Source organism: Paraburkholderia domus (genome assembly GCF_905220705.1).
GTDB lineage: Bacteria > Pseudomonadota > Gammaproteobacteria > Burkholderiales > Burkholderiaceae > Paraburkholderia > Paraburkholderia domus.
This window is the reverse complement of sequence record NZ_CAJNAT010000013.1, coordinates 65955-83900: the sequence shown is the minus strand read 5'-3', so window position 1 is coordinate 83900 and position 17946 is coordinate 65955. Positions and strand designations below refer to the sequence as shown.

The 17946-nt window shown below is 60.8% G+C and carries 20 protein-coding genes; 7 read left to right on the top strand and 13 right to left on the bottom strand.

The window, feature by feature from the left end:
* Positions 1–89: 89 nt before the first annotated feature.
* Positions 90–1034: an aromatic alcohol reductase gene (locus KHO31_RS21850; protein WP_201107850.1), complete on the bottom strand. Its 945-nt coding sequence runs from the start codon at positions 1032–1034 to the stop codon at positions 90–92.
* Positions 1035–1345: 311 nt separating this feature from the next.
* On the opposite strand from KHO31_RS21850, the gene KHO31_RS39375 reads away from it, so the two are divergent.
* Together KHO31_RS39375 and KHO31_RS21845 are read left to right on the top strand one after the other, a co-directional pair.
* Positions 1346–1558 carry a helix-turn-helix domain-containing protein gene (locus tag KHO31_RS39375; RefSeq protein ID WP_236071388.1) on the top strand — a complete coding sequence of 71 codons (213 nt, stop codon included), beginning with the start codon at positions 1346–1348 and terminating at the stop codon, positions 1556–1558.
* Positions 1546–2166, top strand: a complete 621-nt coding sequence (locus KHO31_RS21845) for a LysR substrate-binding domain-containing protein (protein ID WP_236071386.1) — start codon at positions 1546–1548, stop codon at positions 2164–2166. The genes KHO31_RS39375 and KHO31_RS21845 overlap by 13 nt, the downstream gene beginning before the upstream one ends.
* A gap of 36 nt (positions 2167–2202) precedes the next feature.
* Here the strand turns inward: KHO31_RS21845 and KHO31_RS21840 are convergent, their stop codons facing one another.
* Entirely contained in the window at positions 2203–3204 is a 1002-nt protein-coding gene (locus KHO31_RS21840) for a 4-hydroxythreonine-4-phosphate dehydrogenase PdxA (RefSeq protein ID WP_201073780.1), read from the bottom strand.
* A 22-nt stretch (positions 3205–3226) separates the two neighbouring features.
* Positions 3227–4402 (bottom strand): L-rhamnonate dehydratase, encoded by a 1176-nt coding sequence (locus tag KHO31_RS21835; protein ID WP_201139059.1) that lies wholly within the window; start codon positions 4400–4402, stop codon positions 3227–3229.
* 108 nt (positions 4403–4510) lie between these two features.
* Between KHO31_RS21835 and KHO31_RS21830 the strand changes: the two genes are divergently transcribed.
* Complete coding sequence (locus tag KHO31_RS21830) at positions 4511–5437, top strand: LysR family transcriptional regulator (RefSeq protein WP_211624149.1); 927 nt, start codon at positions 4511–4513, stop codon at positions 5435–5437.
* Between the two features lie 66 nt (positions 5438–5503).
* Here the strand turns inward: KHO31_RS21830 and KHO31_RS21825 are convergent, their stop codons facing one another.
* A complete protein-coding gene (locus tag KHO31_RS21825) occupies positions 5504–6820 on the bottom strand; it encodes an MFS transporter (protein WP_201073784.1) in 1317 nt (438 codons plus the stop codon).
* A gap of 347 nt (positions 6821–7167) precedes the next feature.
* Here KHO31_RS21825 and KHO31_RS21820 point away from each other — a divergent pair, with 347 nt between their 5' ends.
* Together KHO31_RS21820 and KHO31_RS21815 are read left to right on the top strand one after the other, a co-directional pair.
* Positions 7168–7734, top strand: a complete 567-nt coding sequence (locus KHO31_RS21820; RefSeq protein WP_201073785.1) for a chromate transporter — start codon at positions 7168–7170, stop codon at positions 7732–7734.
* A 2-nt stretch (positions 7735–7736) separates the two neighbouring features.
* Positions 7737–8309: a chromate transporter gene (locus tag KHO31_RS21815; RefSeq protein ID WP_201073786.1), complete on the top strand. Its 573-nt coding sequence runs from the start codon at positions 7737–7739 to the stop codon at positions 8307–8309.
* 10 nt (positions 8310–8319) lie between these two features.
* Here KHO31_RS21815 and KHO31_RS21810 read toward each other — a convergent pair whose 3' ends face one another.
* The 6 genes from KHO31_RS21810 to KHO31_RS21785 form a co-directional block, all read right to left on the bottom strand.
* Positions 8320–9567 carry an enolase C-terminal domain-like protein gene (locus KHO31_RS21810; RefSeq protein WP_201073787.1) on the bottom strand — a complete coding sequence of 416 codons (1248 nt, stop codon included), beginning with the start codon at positions 9565–9567 and terminating at the stop codon, positions 8320–8322.
* A 114-nt stretch (positions 9568–9681) separates the two neighbouring features.
* On the bottom strand, positions 9682–10974 hold the full coding sequence (locus KHO31_RS21805) for an MFS transporter (protein ID WP_211624148.1): 1293 nt from the start codon (positions 10972–10974) through the stop codon (positions 9682–9684).
* An 80-nt stretch (positions 10975–11054) separates the two neighbouring features.
* Positions 11055–11822 carry an SDR family oxidoreductase gene (locus tag KHO31_RS21800; protein ID WP_201073790.1) on the bottom strand — a complete coding sequence of 256 codons (768 nt, stop codon included), beginning with the start codon at positions 11820–11822 and terminating at the stop codon, positions 11055–11057.
* Between the two features lie 90 nt (positions 11823–11912).
* A complete protein-coding gene (locus KHO31_RS21795; RefSeq protein ID WP_201073792.1) occupies positions 11913–12632 on the bottom strand; it encodes a FadR/GntR family transcriptional regulator in 720 nt (239 codons plus the stop codon).
* Positions 12633–12764: 132 nt separating this feature from the next.
* Positions 12765–13025: a hypothetical protein gene (locus KHO31_RS21790; RefSeq protein WP_201073794.1), complete on the bottom strand. Its 261-nt coding sequence runs from the start codon at positions 13023–13025 to the stop codon at positions 12765–12767.
* Between the two features lie 56 nt (positions 13026–13081).
* A complete protein-coding gene (locus KHO31_RS21785) occupies positions 13082–13534 on the bottom strand; it encodes a hypothetical protein (RefSeq protein WP_211624146.1) in 453 nt (150 codons plus the stop codon).
* 62 nt (positions 13535–13596) lie between these two features.
* On the opposite strand from KHO31_RS21785, the gene KHO31_RS21780 reads away from it, so the two are divergent.
* Positions 13597–13890: a DUF1330 domain-containing protein gene (locus KHO31_RS21780; RefSeq protein WP_201073798.1), complete on the top strand. Its 294-nt coding sequence runs from the start codon at positions 13597–13599 to the stop codon at positions 13888–13890.
* A gap of 157 nt (positions 13891–14047) precedes the next feature.
* On the opposite strand, the gene KHO31_RS21775 is transcribed toward KHO31_RS21780, so the two are convergent.
* The gene (locus tag KHO31_RS21775) at positions 14048–14449 is read right to left on the bottom strand and encodes a DUF302 domain-containing protein (RefSeq protein WP_201073800.1); all 402 of its coding nucleotides are present in this window, start codon (positions 14447–14449) and stop codon (positions 14048–14050) included.
* A gap of 104 nt (positions 14450–14553) precedes the next feature.
* Here KHO31_RS21775 and KHO31_RS21770 point away from each other — a divergent pair, with 104 nt between their 5' ends.
* Positions 14554–15267, top strand: coding sequence for a phosphonate utilization associated transcriptional regulator (locus tag KHO31_RS21770; RefSeq protein ID WP_201073803.1), 714 nt, complete (start codon positions 14554–14556; stop codon positions 15265–15267).
* Positions 15268–15327: 60 nt separating this feature from the next.
* Here the strand turns inward: KHO31_RS21770 and KHO31_RS21765 are convergent, their stop codons facing one another.
* On the bottom strand, positions 15328–16716 hold the full coding sequence (locus KHO31_RS21765) for an FAD-dependent oxidoreductase (RefSeq protein WP_211624144.1): 1389 nt from the start codon (positions 16714–16716) through the stop codon (positions 15328–15330).
* Between the two features lie 96 nt (positions 16717–16812).
* Positions 16813–17943 carry a 2-aminoethylphosphonate--pyruvate transaminase gene (locus KHO31_RS21760; protein ID WP_201139064.1) on the bottom strand — a complete coding sequence of 377 codons (1131 nt, stop codon included), beginning with the start codon at positions 17941–17943 and terminating at the stop codon, positions 16813–16815.
* Between the last annotated feature and the right edge of the window lie 3 nt (positions 17944–17946).

Sequence of the window (17946 nt, the reverse complement as noted above, 5' to 3'; positions counted from 1 at the left end):
TGCCGCCCGGCCACCCGTCTTCTCCCCGATCAAACGAAACACGGCAGCTGGATCGTCGAAACGTGTCGAACGCGGCGCCGATAGCGGGTCTACTGAAGCAAAGCATTCGCCTCCGTCAGCAGGTTTTCACGCATCCAGTCCTCCAACCCGCAGACTGCGATGCCACACTGGGCGTTGAAGGTTTGATCCTTGTTCCACGCCACCCCCGTTCCTTCCGCGAATACGACCCGATACTTCCTGATGGCATTTCCGGGCTCCTGGGCGAGTTCGCCCGTCAATTGCGGCACACTCCATTCCACGCGCCGGACCTTCAGGCCCAGCGTTGCGTCCACCGCATCTGCCAGTTGACGATAGGTCACCGTGTCGCCCGCAACGTAGACGATCTGACCGGCAATGCGCGGCGCGGCGAACACAATCTCCGTCGTCAAGCGGCCGATGTCGCCGGCCGTGGTCACGGTCACGGCGTTGTCCCAGCCTCCCAGTGCGTGCACCGTATTCAGTTCCAGGTCCACCACGCCGAAAGACGGTTCGAACAGGAAGCTGGTGAACATGCCCGTCGACACGATCACCCATTCCATTTGATCTTGTGAGCGCAACAGATCCCGCACATCGAGTTGCTCGTCGAACAGATCCTGCGCGCTACCCCGGCCGATGACGTCGTAATCCACGCCGAATTGCCAGGGGAAATAACGTTTAACGCCGGCCGCAAGCACAGCGCGCGCGATCTTGAGTTGCACGCCCTTGCCGCCGACAAACCCCGTGCACGAGATCACCGTGTCGAAGCGTCGGAATACGTCGGCGAACGACGCTTCTGATTGGCCCGCCAGGTCGCCTGGAAGCAACGCGATGTTGAGCGACCGCAGTTCGGCAATATCCTTCTGCTTAGCCGGCTCGCTCGAATCAATAGTCGACGAACGCAGCAGAACCGAGAGCGAAACGCCCGGTTCCGATACAGCGCGTCGCGCGAGACTGCGCAGTACGGCTATGCCGAGTTCGCCGGCGCCGAGGACGAGAATGGAATGATCGTGCGACATAGGTAAGACCTTTTCGAAGCTTGAGAAACATTGTCAGAAGCGTTCGCTAGCGCGACCCGCAGGTCCCGGCGCAATGCTTCTCAGTGGTTTGATGTGGAAGTCAGCCGGATGAGTTGAAGTCTAGTTGCGCCGACGCATGGCATTGTTCGCTCTGCCGGAAATCAGAACGCGGGCATAGCGAACGGTCACGCCCGAATGGCGTGTCAGAACAAGCCTGATCGAACGCGACAAGTGAGCGATCCATGTAAGATGGATGCCCTCTCCAGGCCGCCTGCGGACGGCAATACGTGAACCGGATAGGTGCCTTGCTCATGGACAAACTTCATGCGATGACAACCTTCGTGCGGGTCGTCGAAGCTCAGAGCTTCAGCAAGGCAGCGGAGACCCTGTCAATGCCGCGCTCATCGGTCACGACGACGATCAAGACCCTGGAGGGCCATCTAGGCACGCCTCTGCTCAGACGCAGTACACGCACCCTCAGTCTGACCGACGCGGGCGCGTACGAGCGGACATGCCGGGGGTAATCGGCCGGGCGATCGTGTTGCCGAGGCTACGGGAATTCGAGCAGCGCTTCCCCGGCATCGAACTCGTGCTCGGCCTGAGCGATCGGCCCGCCGACCTGATTTACGACGGTATCGATTGCGTCATCCGTACCGGAGAACTGGCGGACTCGAACCTGGTTGCACGCCGGGTGGGGCAACTGAACTGGATTACCTGCGCGTCGCCGCGCTATCTCAAGGAGTACGGAGAACCCGTTAGCGTCACTGCGCTGAGTGCCCACCGCGCGATCAACTACATATCGAACGCGACCGGCAGACCGCTTGACTGGCGCTTCAACGTGGCGGGCGAAAATCTCGCGATGACCATGTCAAGCCGCTTCGCTGTCAACGAAACAGAAGCCTATTTGCAATGCGGCCTGGAAGGGTTGGGACTGATCCAGTTGTCAGAGTTCGTAGCCTTCCCGTACCTGAAAACGGGACGCCTGAAAGAAGTGCTAGCGAGCGCAAGATGTTCGCCCGTGCCCATTTCCATGGTTTATCCGAACGGCCGGCACGCGAGCGGGGCGACCGAAGCGTTTGTCGATTGGGTCGTGGACATCTTTGAGCAGAATGACTTCAACCGAGGTGCTTAACCAGGATGCATCCCGTGCGTTGCGACAAGCTTAAAGTCACCGCAGTCGATCCATTGCCATCTGCGTGACGATGTCGAAGGCCTTCTGCGTCGCGCCGACATCAGCCTTACCCTGGCCGTGGATGTCGAACGCCGTGCCATGCGCCGGTGTCGCGATCGGCACCGGCAAACCACCGTGCACGGTCACGCCGCGCCAGAAGCCCATCAGCTTCATCGCGATCTGGCCTTGATCGTGGTACATCGTGACAACACCGTCGAACGCTTTCTGGTCACGCGCCCGCACGAAAATCGTATCGGCGGGGAATGGCCCCTGGGCATCGTAACCATGCTCGCGGGCCACCTCCACGGCGGGTGCGATCACGTCGATTTCCTCGCGGCCGAATGCGCCGTTGTCGCCGTTATGCGGATTGAAACCGCACACCGCGATACGCGGCTTCGGATTGCCCGCACGCTTCAAACCATCGTGGATCAGTTGCACCGCGCCCACGATCCGCGCTTCGGATAACTTCTCGCTGACGTCCTTCAACGCCATGTGCGAGGTGACGCGTGAGGTCCACAATTCGTCGAGCACATTGAACTCGCAGAAGCTGCCCGTATAGCCGAGTTGCTTCGCGAACCATTCCATTTCGTCGCCGGTTTCCATCCCGGCCAAATGCAGCGACGTTTTGTTCACCGGCGCAAACAGCATGCCCTGCGTGGTGTTCTTCTGCGTCAGTGCAAGCGCCTGTCTGAACGCATCCAGACTGTAGCGGCCGCCGCGCTCGGTGGCAGTAGCGCGCTCGTACGGTGCGTCGCCGGCCAGGCGGAAATCGATCAGCGAAGGCACGCCCGGCTGGCGAAACGCCGCGTCGGCGTTATCGACCACCTCGTACTCGAAGCACTGCCCCGCGATCTCCATACCGGTTTCCAGTTCGCGCCGGTCGCCGATGATCAGCAGTTCGGCGCGCGCGCGATTCTCGGCTTTCGCGAGCAAACGCCCGATCAGTTCGGGACCGATGCCGGCGGGATCGCCGAGAAGGACTGCAATACGTGGGTTCATGGTGTCTCGTCCAGTGACGCGTCTATTCGATGATATTGAAGTCGTCGAGATGCTTGTCGCTCAAGGTGATGCCAAGTCCGGGCGTCTCGTCCGACAATTGCAGGAAGCCGTTCTCAGGGCGCGGCTCGCCTTCGAAGATGTAGTAAAACAATTCGTTGCCGACCTCGACGTCGAACACCGGAAAGAATTCGGACATCGGACTCGCGGTGCTCGACATCGTCAGATGATAATTGTGCATCTGCCCCGCATGGGGAATCACCGGCACCGACCACGCTTCCGCCATCGCGTTGATCTTGCGGGCCGCGGTAATGCCGCCGACCCGGTTCGTGTCGTACTGGATCACGTCGAGCGCGCGACGTTCGAGCAGATCCTTGAAACCGTAGCTCGTAAATTCGTGTTCGCCGCCGGACACCGGCATGATGTTCATCTTCTTCAGTTCCTGATAACCCTCGACGTCGTCGCCGATCACAGGTTCTTCGATCCAGCGCGGATTGAATTCGGCAAGGCGCGGCAGCATCCGTCGCGCGTATTCCAGCGTCCAGCCCATATAGCATTCGAGCATGATATCGACTTCGTCGCCGACCAGCTCACGCAACAGCCGCACCTGCTCGATATTTTTTGCCATGCCCTTCGGCCCGTCTTTGGGACCGTAGCCGAAGCGCATCTTCATCGCCGTGAAGCCTTCGTCCAGGTAACCCTTGGCCTCGCCGAGAAACGCATTGCGATCGTCGTTGTTGTAAAGCTTCGAGGCGTAGCACCAGATCTTCTCTTTCGTGCGGCCACCAAGCAGCTTGAACACCGGCTTCTTCACGGCTTTGCCCATGATGTCCCACAGCGCGATATCCACCGCGGAGATCGCCGCCATGCCGATGCCCTTGCGGCCCCATGCAAGCGTGCGGCGATACATTTTCTGCCAGATGTACTCGTTGTCGAACGGGTCCTCACCGATCGCGATCGGCGCGAGATAGTCGTCGATGATCTGTTTGGCCACGCGCGGCGCCAGCGCGCAGTTACCGATACCGACGGTGCCGTCGTCGCATTCGATTTCCACCACCAGCCAGCCGTGGAACCGGAACGAGCCCATCGCATCGCCACGCTCGTAAAGAATGTCCACCGCGTTCGTGCAGAAATGCGCTTGCGGCGGCACGACCTTGCCTTTCCATTCAAAGACGCGCGTGCGGATGTGCTTGATCTTCATGATTGAGGGTGTCTCCCGTGTCGTTCGATACCCTGTAGTGTGCGAAACTATGCAATAACTGACCACTGAATAAATCGAATCGGTTGATTCCCTGGAGTTATCGCTCACATGATCGCGCCCGCTTCCACCATTCGCAAACGTCTGCGTCTGCGCCATCTGCAACTGATGGTCGCGCTCTCTGAGACCGAGTCGTTACGGCGCGCCGCCGACGACCTGGCCATGACCCAGCCCGCCGCCACCAAAGCACTGCAGGAACTCGAGGACACGATCGGCGTTTCGCTGTTCGTGCGGCACGCGCGCGGCATGAAGCCGACGATTTTCGGCGAGGCCGTTATGCGCTATGCGCGCGTGGTGTTCGAGGATCTCGACGAATTGCGCGAGGAACTGGCGGGCATCGAGGCCGGCGACATCGGCAAGGTGCGCATCGGGGCGGTGATGGCGCCGTCGCCCGATCTGCTGACGCATACCATCGTGACGTTGAAAGACGCCCATCCACGCCTGCAGATGACGGTGACGATCGACACCAGCGACGTGCTCGTGCAGGCCTTGCAGCAAGACCAGCTGGATATCGTGATTGGGCGAATTCCGGATGGCTTTCCAGCGCTCGATCTGAGCTTCGAGACCCTGGCGGAAGAGGCCTTGTCGATCGTCGTGCGGCCGGATCATCCGGTTGCGCACGCAACGGTTCGGCCGAAGCTGGCGGAGCTGGCGCGGTATCCGTGGATCGTTCAGCCGCATCCGAGCCCGATGCGGCAGGTCATCGACCAGACCTTTCGCGAGTCGCGTGTGCCGGCACCGGTCAGCACGGTCGAAACGTCGTCGATTCTGACCACGTTGTCGCTGCTGCGCGATTCGGACATGCTCGCCGTACTGCCCCATTCGGTGGCGCAGTACTACGTGGACCTCAACGCCATCGCTGCGGTGTCCACACCGCTGCGTGGGCGGCTGGCGCCGTACGGGTTGATCCTGCGAAAGAATCGCCGCATCACGCCGGCCACGCAACTCGTGATCGATTCGATCCGCGCGGCAGCGTGAGCCGTGTTGAGGTGCCGGTGCCGGTGCCGGTGCCGGTGCTTTAGAGGCTTGCCGCAGTCGCGTGATTCAGTGGCCCGGACGTTCGGCCAACTTCAGATCGCTGCTGTTTGCCGCATCGGCCGGCGAGATTGCCGCATCGAGCGGGATATCCGGCCGCATGAAGAACGTCGCGACAATGCCGACCGCGAGCAGCACGAGCGAACCGGCAAACGGCAGCGTCCAGCTACCGGTGCGATCCACCACGAGACCGAATACGATTGGCGTGAAAATGCCCGCCACCGCAGAGCCTGCATTCACCAGGCCACTCGCCACGCCGACATGCTTCGGCGTGATGTCCATCGGCACGGCCCAGATGGGCCCAATGGTCATTTCGAGGAAGAAGAACGAAAGACTCATACACGCCGCCATGACCGGCAACGACTTCACGACCATCACCGGCGCAAGGAATACGAGCGCGCCGAGAAACGCACAGATGATCACGTTGCGCCGTGCTGCGACAACGTTTTGGGTCCGCTTCAGGATACGATCGCTTATCACGCCGCCCGCTGTATTGCCGACCACGCCGGAAAGAAACACGCCCGCAGAAAACATCGCCGAGCTTTTCAGGTCGAGGCCCCGGCCGTGCATGAAGAAAGTCGGCAGCCAGGTGAAGAAGAGCCAACCGGTCCAGCCATAGCAGAAGTACACGAGCATGGTCGGCCCGATGCGCTTGAGCAGACGCCGCCATGGCGTCGGCTCGCGCGTCTTTTCGATGACCACCTTGCCCGCCGGCGGCAATTCGGCCTCCTCTTGCGCGGTCATATGACGATGCTTACGTGGGTTGTCGGTGAAATACCATGCGTAGACCACCACCCACACCAGCGTCAACGCGCCGACCACGAGGAATGACGCGCGCCACGACGAGAACGCCACGAGCAAAGCGACAAACGGTGGCGTAATAGCATTGCCGAGGCGGGAGAAAGAATGCGTGAGCCCTTGCACGAAGCCGCGCTTGCTGGAAGGAAACCAGTTGGTCAGCGCCCGCGCTTGCGCCGGCAAGGCCGCGCCCTCACCGACGCCAAGCAACATCCGCGCGCAGAACAGCGACACGATACCGCCCGCGAGACCGGTCGCGACCGTAGCGACGATCCAGATACTTGCACAGGTGATCAGCGTGAATTTCGCGCCGAAGCGGTCGCTAACCCAGCCGCCGATGACCTGACAGATCGCATAAGTGTAGGCAAACGCTGCGAATACGAGGCCTACCTGGGTATTGGAGAGATGCAGGTCATCGCGGATCAGACCGGCGGCGGCAGAGAGGTTGACGCGGTCGAGATACATGATGAACGACATCGCGCACATGATCGCGAGAATCGCCCGACTGACTTTCGGTCGATGGAACATTGTCTCCTCCGGATTTCCGCCTCGATGTCCGTCTCGCTCAGGATGCGGGCAGACTCGTACGCGGCACTCTGTTTTGTGGACACATTATCTGAACGCCGGCGATAGATGACTAATGAATTGTTTCGATACAGCGATCACCTCTGGTTATCGGTGCAATCGCGCCCGATTAGACGCTCCAGCGACCACAGGACAGTGCCGACAGCATTTCGCGCACGGCATTAGCCATACGAGATGTGGTCCAGAGAAAGGTCAGCGATTGATATAATTTTTCAAGGCGTATGGAATCGGGCACGCATCAGCCTTGCCCCCATTTCGCCCGTCAACCGTCAATCTGACTGGAAGATTCGATGTCCCAACAAATAGCCAACACGAGTCGACCGCCCACCCTCACCGGGCTTTTCCTTATCTTCAGCCGTATTGGGCTCACCAGCTTCGGTGGTGGCCTGAGCGGCTGGCTGCTGCGGGAATTCGTCCAAGATCGCGACTGGATCAGTGAAGAAGACTTTTTGAACGGCCTCGCCCTTTCGCAGGCGCTGCCGGGTATCAACGTCAAGAACATGGCGATATGGATCGGCCACCGTCTGCTCGGCTGGCGCGGCGCGCTGCTGGCGGTTACCGGCATCATTGTCCCGCCCGCCATCCTGATTATTATTCTGGGCACGGTTTTCGTTCGTCTGCTGCATTTTCCGATCGCTCACGTCCTGCTTGCGGGCGCGGCAGCAGCGGCCACTGGCCTGTCATTGTCGATGGGCGTGACGACCGCACTCCGGGTGCCGCGCAGACTCCTCCCTCTGCTCTTCCTCGCGGGCACCTTCGTCGCCGTCGGCATACTGCGCCTGCCGCTGGTGTGGGTGGTGATCGGCGCGGGCGGTCTAAGCGTGCTTGTCGAATACATCAAACTACGCAAAGCCTAACCATGTCGAATCGTGTTCTTCTGCAGCTCACTGCCGTTTTCGCACCCCTGTCACTGGTGACGATAGGCGGTGGCCAGGCCATCATCGCCGATATCCAACGGCAGGTTGTCGACGTGCATGGATGGATGACGCATGCCCAGTTCGGGGTCGACTTTGCGATCTCGCGCATGGCGCCTGGCCCGGGCTCGCTGCTGGCCACCTTGATCGGCTGGCAGATTGCCGGGTTCTGGGGCGCTGTGGTGGCCACGCTGGCATTGCTCCTGCCGACCGGCATTCTGATCTACGGTGTGACCCACATCTGGACACGTTATCAGGGCGCGGCGTGGCAACTGGCGCTCGAGCGTGGGCTGCGGCCGGTTGCTTCCGGGATGATTCTCGCTGCCGGATGGGTTCTACTGAAGTCGCTCGACGGCGGGCTTCCTGCCCAGGCGATTGCCCTCGTTTCAGTCGGGACGCTGCTCAGCACTCGAATCAACCCGCTGCTTCTATTGCTATGTGGTGCATTGTTGCTGCTCGGTATGTCCGAGCTCAGCGCGAGCCTGCCGTCCTTGCTCCAGGTGCATATGGCGGGCTAGCGCTATTCCATCATGGCGTCTGCAGCGTGCCGTCCTTCAGGCGCGTTTGCGTCCACGTCGTCACGGTGTTTTCGCACGGATACTTCGCGGCCTCGGTTTCATCAAGATCGACGCCGAGGCCCGGTTTGTCGTTGGCATAAACGTAGCCGTTCCTGAACTCGGGCAAGCCGGGGAACACATCCAGCAGGGCTTCTCGCGGCCCCTTGAGTTCCTGAATCACGAAATTCGGCGGCTCGGTTCCCGACCATTCCTGCACGCCGAAATTGCGCGCGGCGAGATCGATATGAATGTTCGCTGCATGCGCCAGCGGCGACATATCGCCCGGGCCGTGCCATGCGGTCCTCACTCCGAACTGCTCGGCAAATATCTGCAACTTGCGGCCCGCGGTGATGCCGCCGATCTGGCTGAGATGAACGCGGATGAAGTCGATCAGGCGCTCGGTGATCAGAAACCGCCATTCGTACGGGTTGTTGAACAGTTCGCCCTGTGCCAACGGCGTGGTTGTTTTGGCGCGTAGCTGACGCATCCATTCGCCCTCCTCGAGCGCAATCGCGTCTTCGAGAAAGAACAGTTCGTACTGTTCCAGTTCGCACGCAAAGCGGATCGCTTCCACCGGCTTCAGGCGTTCATGCACGTCATGGCACAACGCGACGTCGAAACCGATCTTGCTGCGAATGCCGTCGAACAGTTTGAGTGTCTCCCGCATGTACTTCCTGCTGTCCAGATACACGCCATCCGCAGCGCCTTCGGGCGCGCTCGCGGGCGCCTTGCCGAAGCCACCCCCGCCATACCCGCCGCTTTGGCAGCGAATGTGCGTGACGCCCTGCTCGCGATACTTCTGAATGTTCTCGCACAACTCGTTCAGATCGCGGCCGTCCGCATGGCGATAAATCGGCACGCCTTCGCGGCACTTGCCGCCAAACAACTGATAGAGCGGCATGTTCGCCATCTTGCCCTTGATGTCCCACAGCGCCATATCCACACCTGAAATCGCGTTGTTCTCGATCGGCCCATTACGCCAGTACGCGTTCTGATGCATCAATTGCCACAGTTCCTCGATCGCCTCGGCGTCACGGCCGATCAGCAGCGGCCGCAAATATTCCTCGATAAGGCACTTCACCGCCACGTGCCGATAGGCGAACGTCGCGCATCCGAGACCATATAAACCAGCCTGGTTGGTCTCGATCTTCACGACGATCAGGTTGATGCCTTCCGGCGCGGTCAGGATGACCTTTACATCGGTAATCAGCGTTGCCATGTTCTGTCTGCCAAAATCGAATCAATCAAACGAAGCCGGGTAGAACCTTGCCTCGTCAAAACGTGATGCCAACGGGTCGGGAAACCCGCAGTGATGCGGGCCTATCCCCGTGCGTTACGTGCGATGCAACGAGAGAGCAGCGCTACGCTTGGCATGCTCGTCAGCATTCGCGGGCACGGTCATCATCAGGATCACCGAGGCCAGCAGGCCGGTCGCCATGAAGATGTATGAAGCCGCCGGGCTGCCAGTCGCGCCGTTCAGATAACCTACCACCCACGATCCGGCGAACGCACCCAAGGCACCGCACGCGTTGATGAGCCCGATCGCGCCACCCAGCACGTTGCTCGGAATCAGTTCCGGCACCAGCGCAAAGAACGGGCCATACGGCGCGTACATCGTTGCGCCCGCAACCACCAACAGCGCGAACGAGATCCAGAAATGCGAGCCGCCGACCAGATAAGAAGCGACGAACGCAATGGTCCCGACGAGCAGCAGCGGCCACACGAACAACTTGCGATTGCGCGTCCTGTCCGAGAGCCACGACGCGAGCAGCATCAGGATGATCGCAGCGAGATACGGAACGGCCGCGAGCCAGCCTACCGAAACGATATCGATCGTCGAAGCGCCCTTGAGAATTGACGGCAGCCACATGATGAAACCATACACGCCGATGCTCCATAACGCGTGAATCGAGCAGAACTTGACCACGATCGACGAACAGAACGCCGCCTTGTAATTGCGTACCGGCGCGATGTGGGCCTGCTCGGCCGTCAGACGCGCTTCGAGTTCGGTCTTTTCAGCGTCGCTCATCCAGGGCGCGTCGGCCGGGCGATCCTTCACGGTGAACCACCAGACCACCGCCCATGCGAGCGCGGGCATGCCTTCGAGAATGAACATCTCGCGCCAGCCGAAGCTATGCACCAGATAACCGGACACCACCGACATCCACAGCACCGTGACCGGGTTGCCGAGAATCAGGAACGTATTAGCGCGCGAGCGTTCGCTGCGCGTGAACCAGCGGCTGATATACATCAGCATCGACGGCATCACGGCGGCCTCCACCACGCCGAGCACGAAGCGCAGCACCATCAGCATCGGAATATTGCTGACCATGCCGGTCGCCGCCGCGCACAATCCCCATAGAATCAGGCTGAAGAAAATCAGCTTCTTCACGCTGTTGCGTTGGGCGTAGATCGCACCGGGCACCTGAAACAGGCAGTAACCCAGAAAGAACAACGAGCCGATCAGCGACGAAGTCCCGTGCGAGATACCGAGATCCCTGTCGATTCCCGCCGCGGCGGCGAAGCCGTAGTTCGCGCGGTCGAGATAAGCGAGGCTATACGTGATGAAGATGATGGGCATCAGATACCACCATCTTTGGGTTGCCACGGGTTTGACGCTTTCCATGATGTCTCCGGATCTGTACGGCATACGAACTATCTGGCGCGAGTGGCGGTTTGTTTTGCTCTACTCGCGCGGACCTGCATTTAAAGAACGGCCAGCCAGCCGCCGTCGACGTAGATGATCTGGCCGTTCACATAGCTCGACGCCGGCGAAGCCAGATACACCGCCGTGCCGACGAGTTCTTCCGGCTTGCCCCAGCGTTGCGAAGGATTGCTGCTCTTGACCCATGCGTCGAAAGCGGCGTTCTCGATTAGCGGCTTGTTCATGTCGGTCAGGATGTAGCCCGGCCCGATCGCGTTCGCCTGAATGTTCGAGGCCGCCCACTCGGCGCTCATGGCGCGGGTCAGCATCTTGATGCCGCCCTTCGCCGCCGTATAGGCGCCGACTGTTGCGCGTCCGGCTTCGCTCGTGAGCGAGCCGATGTTGATGATCTTGCCGCCCGTGCCGCGCGCGATCATGCGGCGTGCGGCCTGCTTCGCGACGATGAAGGCGCTCGTCAGATTGGTGTCGATCACGCGCTGCCAGTCGCTGAGTTCGAGTTCGACGAGTGGCTTGCGAAACTGGATGCCGGCGTTGTTGATTACGATATCGACTTGCACGCCGTCCTTGTCCCATTGCGTGAATGCTTCGACTACAGCGCTCTCGTCGGTCACATCGAAGGCGCGGCCTTGCGCGTTGAAACCCTTGTCGCGCAGACGGGCGGCCGCTTCGGCGACCGTGTCGGCGCGCGTGCCGTTCAGAATGACATTCGCGCCGGCGGCGGCCAGTCCTTCGGCAAGCGCGAAGCCGATGCCGCGCGCCGAACCGGTAACGAGCGCCGTGCGTCCGCTCAGATCGAATAGCTGTGTCATGCGTTTATCCTCTCGATGTTCAGAAACGAGGCGCGAGTGCGCCCCTCGCGATCCTGACGACGGTCGCGATGAAATGGGTTACGGCAATTACTAAGCAGGTTGGTCGTTAGCGGTCCGGTTCAGCGCGGCGCGGTCCTCGAAGTCCTGCTCGGCGCGCTTGATGAGCGTCAGCACCGCCTCTTCAGCCGCCTCGGGGTCGCCCTTCTCTATCGCGACGCACAGTGCCTCGTGCATCGGCAACGAACGGGCCGGCCCGCCTGCGATTTCAGAGCTGAGTTCGAAACTGGTGCGCAGGATCGCCGACAGCGCGTTCTGCATCTGCTGGACAAACTGGTTATGGCAGGCGGTAAGGATCGCGCCGTGAAACGCGAGGTCGGCGGGAACGTACTCGGCGTGGCCGGCGACCGCGCGCTCCATTGCCTTGAAAGCGCGCCGGACCGCGATGCGGTCTTCATCAGTCGCGCGTTTCGCGGCGAGCCTGGCCGCGTTCGGCTCGATGATCAGGCGCAGCTCCATCAGATCTTCGATGAGGCCTGGCTCGGCGGCGCCCGCCCGCGCGCGCCACATGATCACGTCCGGGTCGAACAATTGCCACTGCGCACGCGGCAGCACAACTGTGCCGTAGCGGCGGCGCACCTGCAGCATGCCCTTCGCGGAGAGCGACTTCATCGTCTCGCGGATGGTGATGCGGCTCACCTGCATCTGCTCGGCAAGCACCGGCTCGGCGGGCAGAATGTCGCCGGGCATGAATTTGCCTGAACAAATCTGCTCGCCCATCTGATTCAGGACCTGCCTGTGCAAAGTCGCCACGATTTTCTCTCTATGTCATACGTATGATGTAGAAAGATAGGCGTGAGGCGTGCACGTGGCAATTCGGGTTGACCCGGGGGTATCGTGCGGGAAGGTCCTACTGGCTGGCTTTGCGCCGAAACAGCCTGCCGCTTATCGCTCCATGAATATGTCGCGATAGCTGCCGTACATCGACAGAACGATCAGTGCACAGACCAGCGGCGTCACGAAATCCGCACAACCGAGGATCGCCACGAGCCACAGCACCGGATTCGCACGCGCGATACGAAACCCTTCCGCGAGCCAACCGCGAACGCTTTGCGCGCCGACAAAACGACTGTCTGGATAGCGCAGCCCGGAAGCATGTTGCGGGTGTGCCTGGACTGCCGTACCGCCTGAATAGTGCATGTTCACGACCGCTTCCTTTTCATCGCATGAGGATAGAGACGTCAGTCAGCCTGCGCCGTGGTTCAGGCGGATTGCCCTTCGTCGAGCCGAGCCGTAATCAGATCGAGTTGCCGCTGAACGTAGCGGACCAAGCCGCGCCATGTGATGCGCGTCAACCACAAACACAGCCACAAGCCGACGGTGCCGGCGACCAGTATCGCAAATCCGTAAATCATCGCGCCGATGCCCGAGCCATGCCGCCCGACGATCACAACGTTGTCCGAACCATCCTTGATCGAGATGTGGTCGCTATCGATCACGACCGAATCCGACCCGCTGTGGACCGCCAGACTTTTACCGCGACCGTCCGCGCCTTGCACGAAGGACACATGGTCGCCGTGATTCCTGATGTCCCACGCCATCGACTTCGCACCGGTTCCGATACCGGCGACTGATACCTGATCGCGCCTTGATGGAATAGGCGGAAACCGACGCGCACGCTCGCGAAATGAACGCGAGATTTCTCGAAGTGACATAATCCGGTCGTCGTTGCTTGCAACGCAACCATCACTTTCCGCCGCAAAACAAGGAGATTCACATGAGCAAGGGATATTGGGTAACCGCATACCGTGCGACGAAGGATCCGTCGAAGCTGGCAGCGTACGCACAGTTGGCGCTGCCGGCTGTGACAGCCGCCGGCGGCAAATTCGTCGTGCGTGGGTTAGCCGACGAGGTTCGTGAGCAAGGCTTGAAGGAACGGACTGTCGTAATCGAGTTTCCGACCTACGAGCAGGCCGTTGCCGCATACGAAAGCGATGCCTACAAGAAGGCGCTTGAAGCCTTGGGCGACGGCGTCGAGCGCGATCTGCGCATCGTTCGCGGCGCCGAATGACGCAGTCGATCCGACGGGCGTGACCGCTTTGAAACGCGACATGCACGTCCGAGCAGATCGGATAGCAGAATCTCGCAGCGAATGGGCAGGTCAAGCGCCGCAAGCGGGAATTGCCTCGCTGCACGGTCGCCGACAGGCGCTTGACCTCTCGATCGGCTCAGTCGGCGGCCGCTGCCTGCACGAGCGCGCCGATGCCGTCGATAGATTTCATCAACTCGGCAGGCGCGCCATGCCGAGCTTGTAGATAGCTCGTTGCGTTATACGAGAGCCACACCCCGCCGTCGGCGTCCTGCCACACCAGCACCTTGAGCGGCAGATCGAGTGCCGCCATCGGCACGGCTTGCATCAGCGGCGTCCCAGCCCGCGGATTGCCGAACACAAGCAACTGCGACGGTTGCATCGCAAGCCCCGCGCGTTGCGCATCCGCCGCGAAATCGATGCGGGCGAACAAGACAATGTTTTTCGCTTCGATCAGCGATGCGAGTTTGTCGGCGGCGTGTTCGACCGTGCGTTGCGTAGGCACCGTGACGATGCCGTTATCGGCTGTGAGAGTGGACATGGATTTCTCCGGGTGTTGACGATTGTTGACAATAGACAACTAGCCGCGCTATGTTCGAAGAAGCAGACGGTCTCTTATCCCATCCTTTGTTCTAATCGCCGATCATGACCACGTCAACCACGTCTAGCGCCATCGAACTGCTGCAGCGGCATTCCCTTGCGACGCTAGTGCAGGAAATGCTCGAGCGCAGCATCGTCTCGGGGGAATTCGCCCCGGGAGAGAAATTGAACGAAGTCGAAGTCTCGACGCGGTTGAATGTGTCTCGCGGGCCACTGCGAGAGGCGTTCCGTGCGTTGGAACAAGCGGGTTTGCTGAAAACGGAGAAGAATCGCGGTGTCACGGTGCGTGCACTGTCGCTGCGCGAGGCCGAAGAAATTTATGAAGTCCGCGCGATGCTGGACGAATCGGTCGTCCGCGCACTCGCCAATCGGATGACACCCGAAACGCTTGCAACGCTCAAAGGCATCATCACGTCGATGAAAGCCGCCAAGAAGGATCACGATCTCACGCGCTACACGGCATTGAACGTCCAGTTGCACGATGCGATGGTGACGGGTGTCGGCAACCAGCACCTGATCGAAACCTATCGGCATCTCGTCCGCCAACTCGGCTTACTCCGACAGGCCGCAATCGAGTCGGAGAAAAGCGCACTGGCAACGTCGGTTGCGGAACACGAAAAAATCGTCAACGCACTCGCCAAGGGCGATGCGGAGAGCGCCGTCGCGCTCGTGCGCGAACATGTCGCGCATGGCCTCGCGAGAATGCGGCGCGCCCACGAACACTGGGCCGCGTCCGCAAGCAATACGGGCGGTAACTGAAACAAAATCTGACGGCTGCGCACGCGGCCCCGCGCTCAGCGCTCCGGGGCCGCCATCACGCTAGGCTTTATCCGACTTCCCCGCAGCATTGGCGAGCTTGCTGAGCAATCGGTCGACCAGCCAGGGCTGCCTATCTTCGTCTTCCGCACGCTCCTTGCGCCGAATCGCGTCACGCACGGTAATCGAGCCCACGAACCGGATCGGTTCGGGCGGGAAATAACCCAATGGCCCCTTCGTCAAAGGACTGCGCGTCCATTCGTTGTCGAGTTCGAGCAATAGCGAAGACAGGATCTGGCCGCCCATATAGGTCGGCCCAACACCGTTACCGGAATAGCCAAATCCATAGAGCACGTTCGGTGCGTCGTCGAGCCTGCCGAAAAACGGAAAGCCCGTCACCGACCGATCCGACGGACCGTTCCAGCTCGCCGTCACCGGCACGTCGCGCAACGCCGGAAAGAAATCGTGCAGGCTGCGCGTCAGATTGGCTTCATACGGCGAGCGTTGATCGAACACCGGTGCAATCCGGCCGCGCCAGGCGAAGGTATTGCCGCCCTTGCCGAGCATCAGCCGGCCGTCCGCCGTACTGCGATAGTAGTAAACGAAGATGCGTGAGTCGAGCACCGACACGCCATCTTTCAAACCGATTTGTTGCAGCAACTCTGGGCATTTCTCAGTGACGATCATGTCGCTGGAGACGACTGCAAGCGCGCGTTCGAACTGCCGGAAGCGGCTCGCCATCCATGCATTGATCGCGAGCACCAGTTTGGGCGCCGTGACGCTGCCAGCCGGCGTGCGCACGCTCACGCACTCGCCTGAAGTGAACTCGAGCATCGGCGTGCGTTCGTAAATACGAATGCCCATTTCAAGCGCGACACGCCGCAAACCACGCACGAGCTTGCCGGGATGAACCGTTGCCGCGACCGGCGAATACACGCCGCCGAGATTGCGCGCCGAACCGGAACGGCTCGCCACTTCGTCCGGCGCGAGATGTTGATATGAATTAATGCCATGCTCGCTCAGCGCGGCGATCACCGGGTCGAGCAGGCCGATTTGCGCGCGCGATGTCGCGGTGTAGAGCGTGCCGTCGAGCCGAAGCTCGGCATCGACATGGTGCTCGACGCAGAAGTCGCGAATCCGCCCAACAGCGGCTTCGGACGCTTTCACCAACCGGATCGCTTCAGCCTCGCCGAACAAACGCCGCAGCGTGAAGAACTTCGTCGACCAGGTCAGCAGGCAACCACCGTTGCGGCCGCTTGCGCCCGCGCCGCACAGGTCGCTCTCGATGATCACGATGTCGAGTTCGGGTTTCTTCTGCTTTGCCTGGATGGCGGTCCACAAACCGGTGAAGCCACCACCGACGATGCAGACATCGGCCGTCGTCGCGCCTTGCAGTGCGGGCGCCAGTGAACCATCGGCGAAGAGTGCTTGTTCAATCCAGAACGGACGCATGAATTGCTCACATTGATAAAACGGTTTAACCCCACGCGGCGAAAAGAAAGACTTCTTCCCGCTCCAACGGAAAGAAGCCTTCGCGCGTGGGCATGCTCAGGCTATGGCTTTCGCCGATACCTGCGTGATTCCCATTGCCTTTAACGTATCGGCGATCGCGGCGACTGCACCGGGGATGCCTGATTCGCCAAAGTGGCCGATGCAGCCGACGCGAAATGTTTCCAGCTGGGTCAGCTTGCCCGGATACAGGATGTAGCCGCGCTTTTTGACTTCCTGATAGAACGTCTTGAAGTCGTAGTTGGGGTCGTCAGGCGCATGGAACGTGACGATGATCGGCGCCTGAATCGACGGGTCGAGAAAGGTGCGAAAACCGAGCGCGGCCATGCCTTCGATCAGCGTCCGGCAATTGTTTGCATAGCGCGCACCACGCGCTTCGAGACCGCCCTCCTCCACATATTGCGCGATCGCCTGATCGAGTGCCGCGACGACGTGGGTGGGTGGCGTGAAGCGCCACTGCGTCGTGCGGTTCATGTAGGCCCACTGGTCGTACAGATCCATGGCGAGTGACGGGCTGTTGCCCTCGCATCGCTCCAGCGTGCTGCGGCGAATGATCACGAAGCCCATGCCGGGTACGCCTTCCAGACATTTCCCGGAGGCAGCCACAACGGCGTCGAATGGCGTTTGGCGCGCGTCGATGTCAATTGCGCCAAATGAGCTCATTGCGTCGATGATCAGACTGCGGCCGTGCTTCGCGACGACCATGGCAATTTCATGCAGTGGATTGAGCACCCCAGCACCGGTTTCGCAATGCACGAGCGCGACGTGCGTGATGCCCGGATCGGCCGCTAGCGCACGATCGACATCCGCCGCGTTGACCTGCGTGTCTTCGGGATAGTCGAGGGTCTGGTGACGACGGCCGAGCGCCCGGCAAATCTTCGCGATACGTTGGCAATACGCGCCGTTGTTCGGTATCAGTACATGTCCGTCACGCGGCACCAGCGTGCCGATCGCGGCTTCTACCGAGAACGTGCCGCTGCCTTGCAACGGCACGCATTCGTGCGTGCCTTCTCCATGCACGATGCGCAGCGTCTGCTGGCGGACACGGGCGGTGATCTGGTTGAAGTCACCGTCCCACGATCCCCAGTCGCGCAGCATCGCCTGACGCGTGCGCTCGGAGGTCGTGAGCGGTCCGGGGGTGAGCAGAATGGGCTGGGCGGGCAGAGTCACAGT

Excerpts from the sequence above, each read along its gene's own strand:
- KHO31_RS21850 (WP_201107850.1), bottom strand. The coding sequence starts at position 1,034 with ATGTCGCACGATCATTCCATTCTCGTCCTCGGCGCCGGCGAACTCGGC.
- KHO31_RS39375 (WP_236071388.1), top strand. The coding sequence starts at position 1,346 with ATGGACAAACTTCATGCGATGACAACCTTCGTGCGGGTCGTCGAAGCT.
- KHO31_RS21845 (WP_236071386.1), top strand. The coding sequence starts at position 1,546 with ATGCCGGGGGTAATCGGCCGGGCGATCGTGTTGCCGAGGCTACGGGAA.
- KHO31_RS21840 (WP_201073780.1), bottom strand. The coding sequence starts at position 3,204 with ATGAACCCACGTATTGCAGTCCTTCTCGGCGATCCCGCCGGCATCGGT.
- KHO31_RS21835 (WP_201139059.1), bottom strand. The coding sequence starts at position 4,402 with ATGAAGATCAAGCACATCCGCACGCGCGTCTTTGAATGGAAAGGCAAG.
- KHO31_RS21830 (WP_211624149.1), top strand. The coding sequence starts at position 4,511 with ATGATCGCGCCCGCTTCCACCATTCGCAAACGTCTGCGTCTGCGCCAT.
- KHO31_RS21825 (WP_201073784.1), bottom strand. The coding sequence starts at position 6,820 with ATGTTCCATCGACCGAAAGTCAGTCGGGCGATTCTCGCGATCATGTGC.
- KHO31_RS21820 (WP_201073785.1), top strand. The coding sequence starts at position 7,168 with ATGTCCCAACAAATAGCCAACACGAGTCGACCGCCCACCCTCACCGGG.
- KHO31_RS21815 (WP_201073786.1), top strand. The coding sequence starts at position 7,737 with ATGTCGAATCGTGTTCTTCTGCAGCTCACTGCCGTTTTCGCACCCCTG.
- KHO31_RS21810 (WP_201073787.1), bottom strand. The coding sequence starts at position 9,567 with ATGGCAACGCTGATTACCGATGTAAAGGTCATCCTGACCGCGCCGGAA.
- KHO31_RS21805 (WP_211624148.1), bottom strand. The coding sequence starts at position 10,974 with ATGGAAAGCGTCAAACCCGTGGCAACCCAAAGATGGTGGTATCTGATG.
- KHO31_RS21800 (WP_201073790.1), bottom strand. The coding sequence starts at position 11,822 with ATGACACAGCTATTCGATCTGAGCGGACGCACGGCGCTCGTTACCGGT.
- KHO31_RS21785 (WP_211624146.1), bottom strand. The coding sequence starts at position 13,534 with ATGTCACTTCGAGAAATCTCGCGTTCATTTCGCGAGCGTGCGCGTCGG.
- KHO31_RS21780 (WP_201073798.1), top strand. The coding sequence starts at position 13,597 with ATGAGCAAGGGATATTGGGTAACCGCATACCGTGCGACGAAGGATCCG.
- KHO31_RS21775 (WP_201073800.1), bottom strand. The coding sequence starts at position 14,449 with ATGTCCACTCTCACAGCCGATAACGGCATCGTCACGGTGCCTACGCAA.
- KHO31_RS21770 (WP_201073803.1), top strand. The coding sequence starts at position 14,554 with ATGACCACGTCAACCACGTCTAGCGCCATCGAACTGCTGCAGCGGCAT.
- KHO31_RS21765 (WP_211624144.1), bottom strand. The coding sequence starts at position 16,716 with ATGCGTCCGTTCTGGATTGAACAAGCACTCTTCGCCGATGGTTCACTG.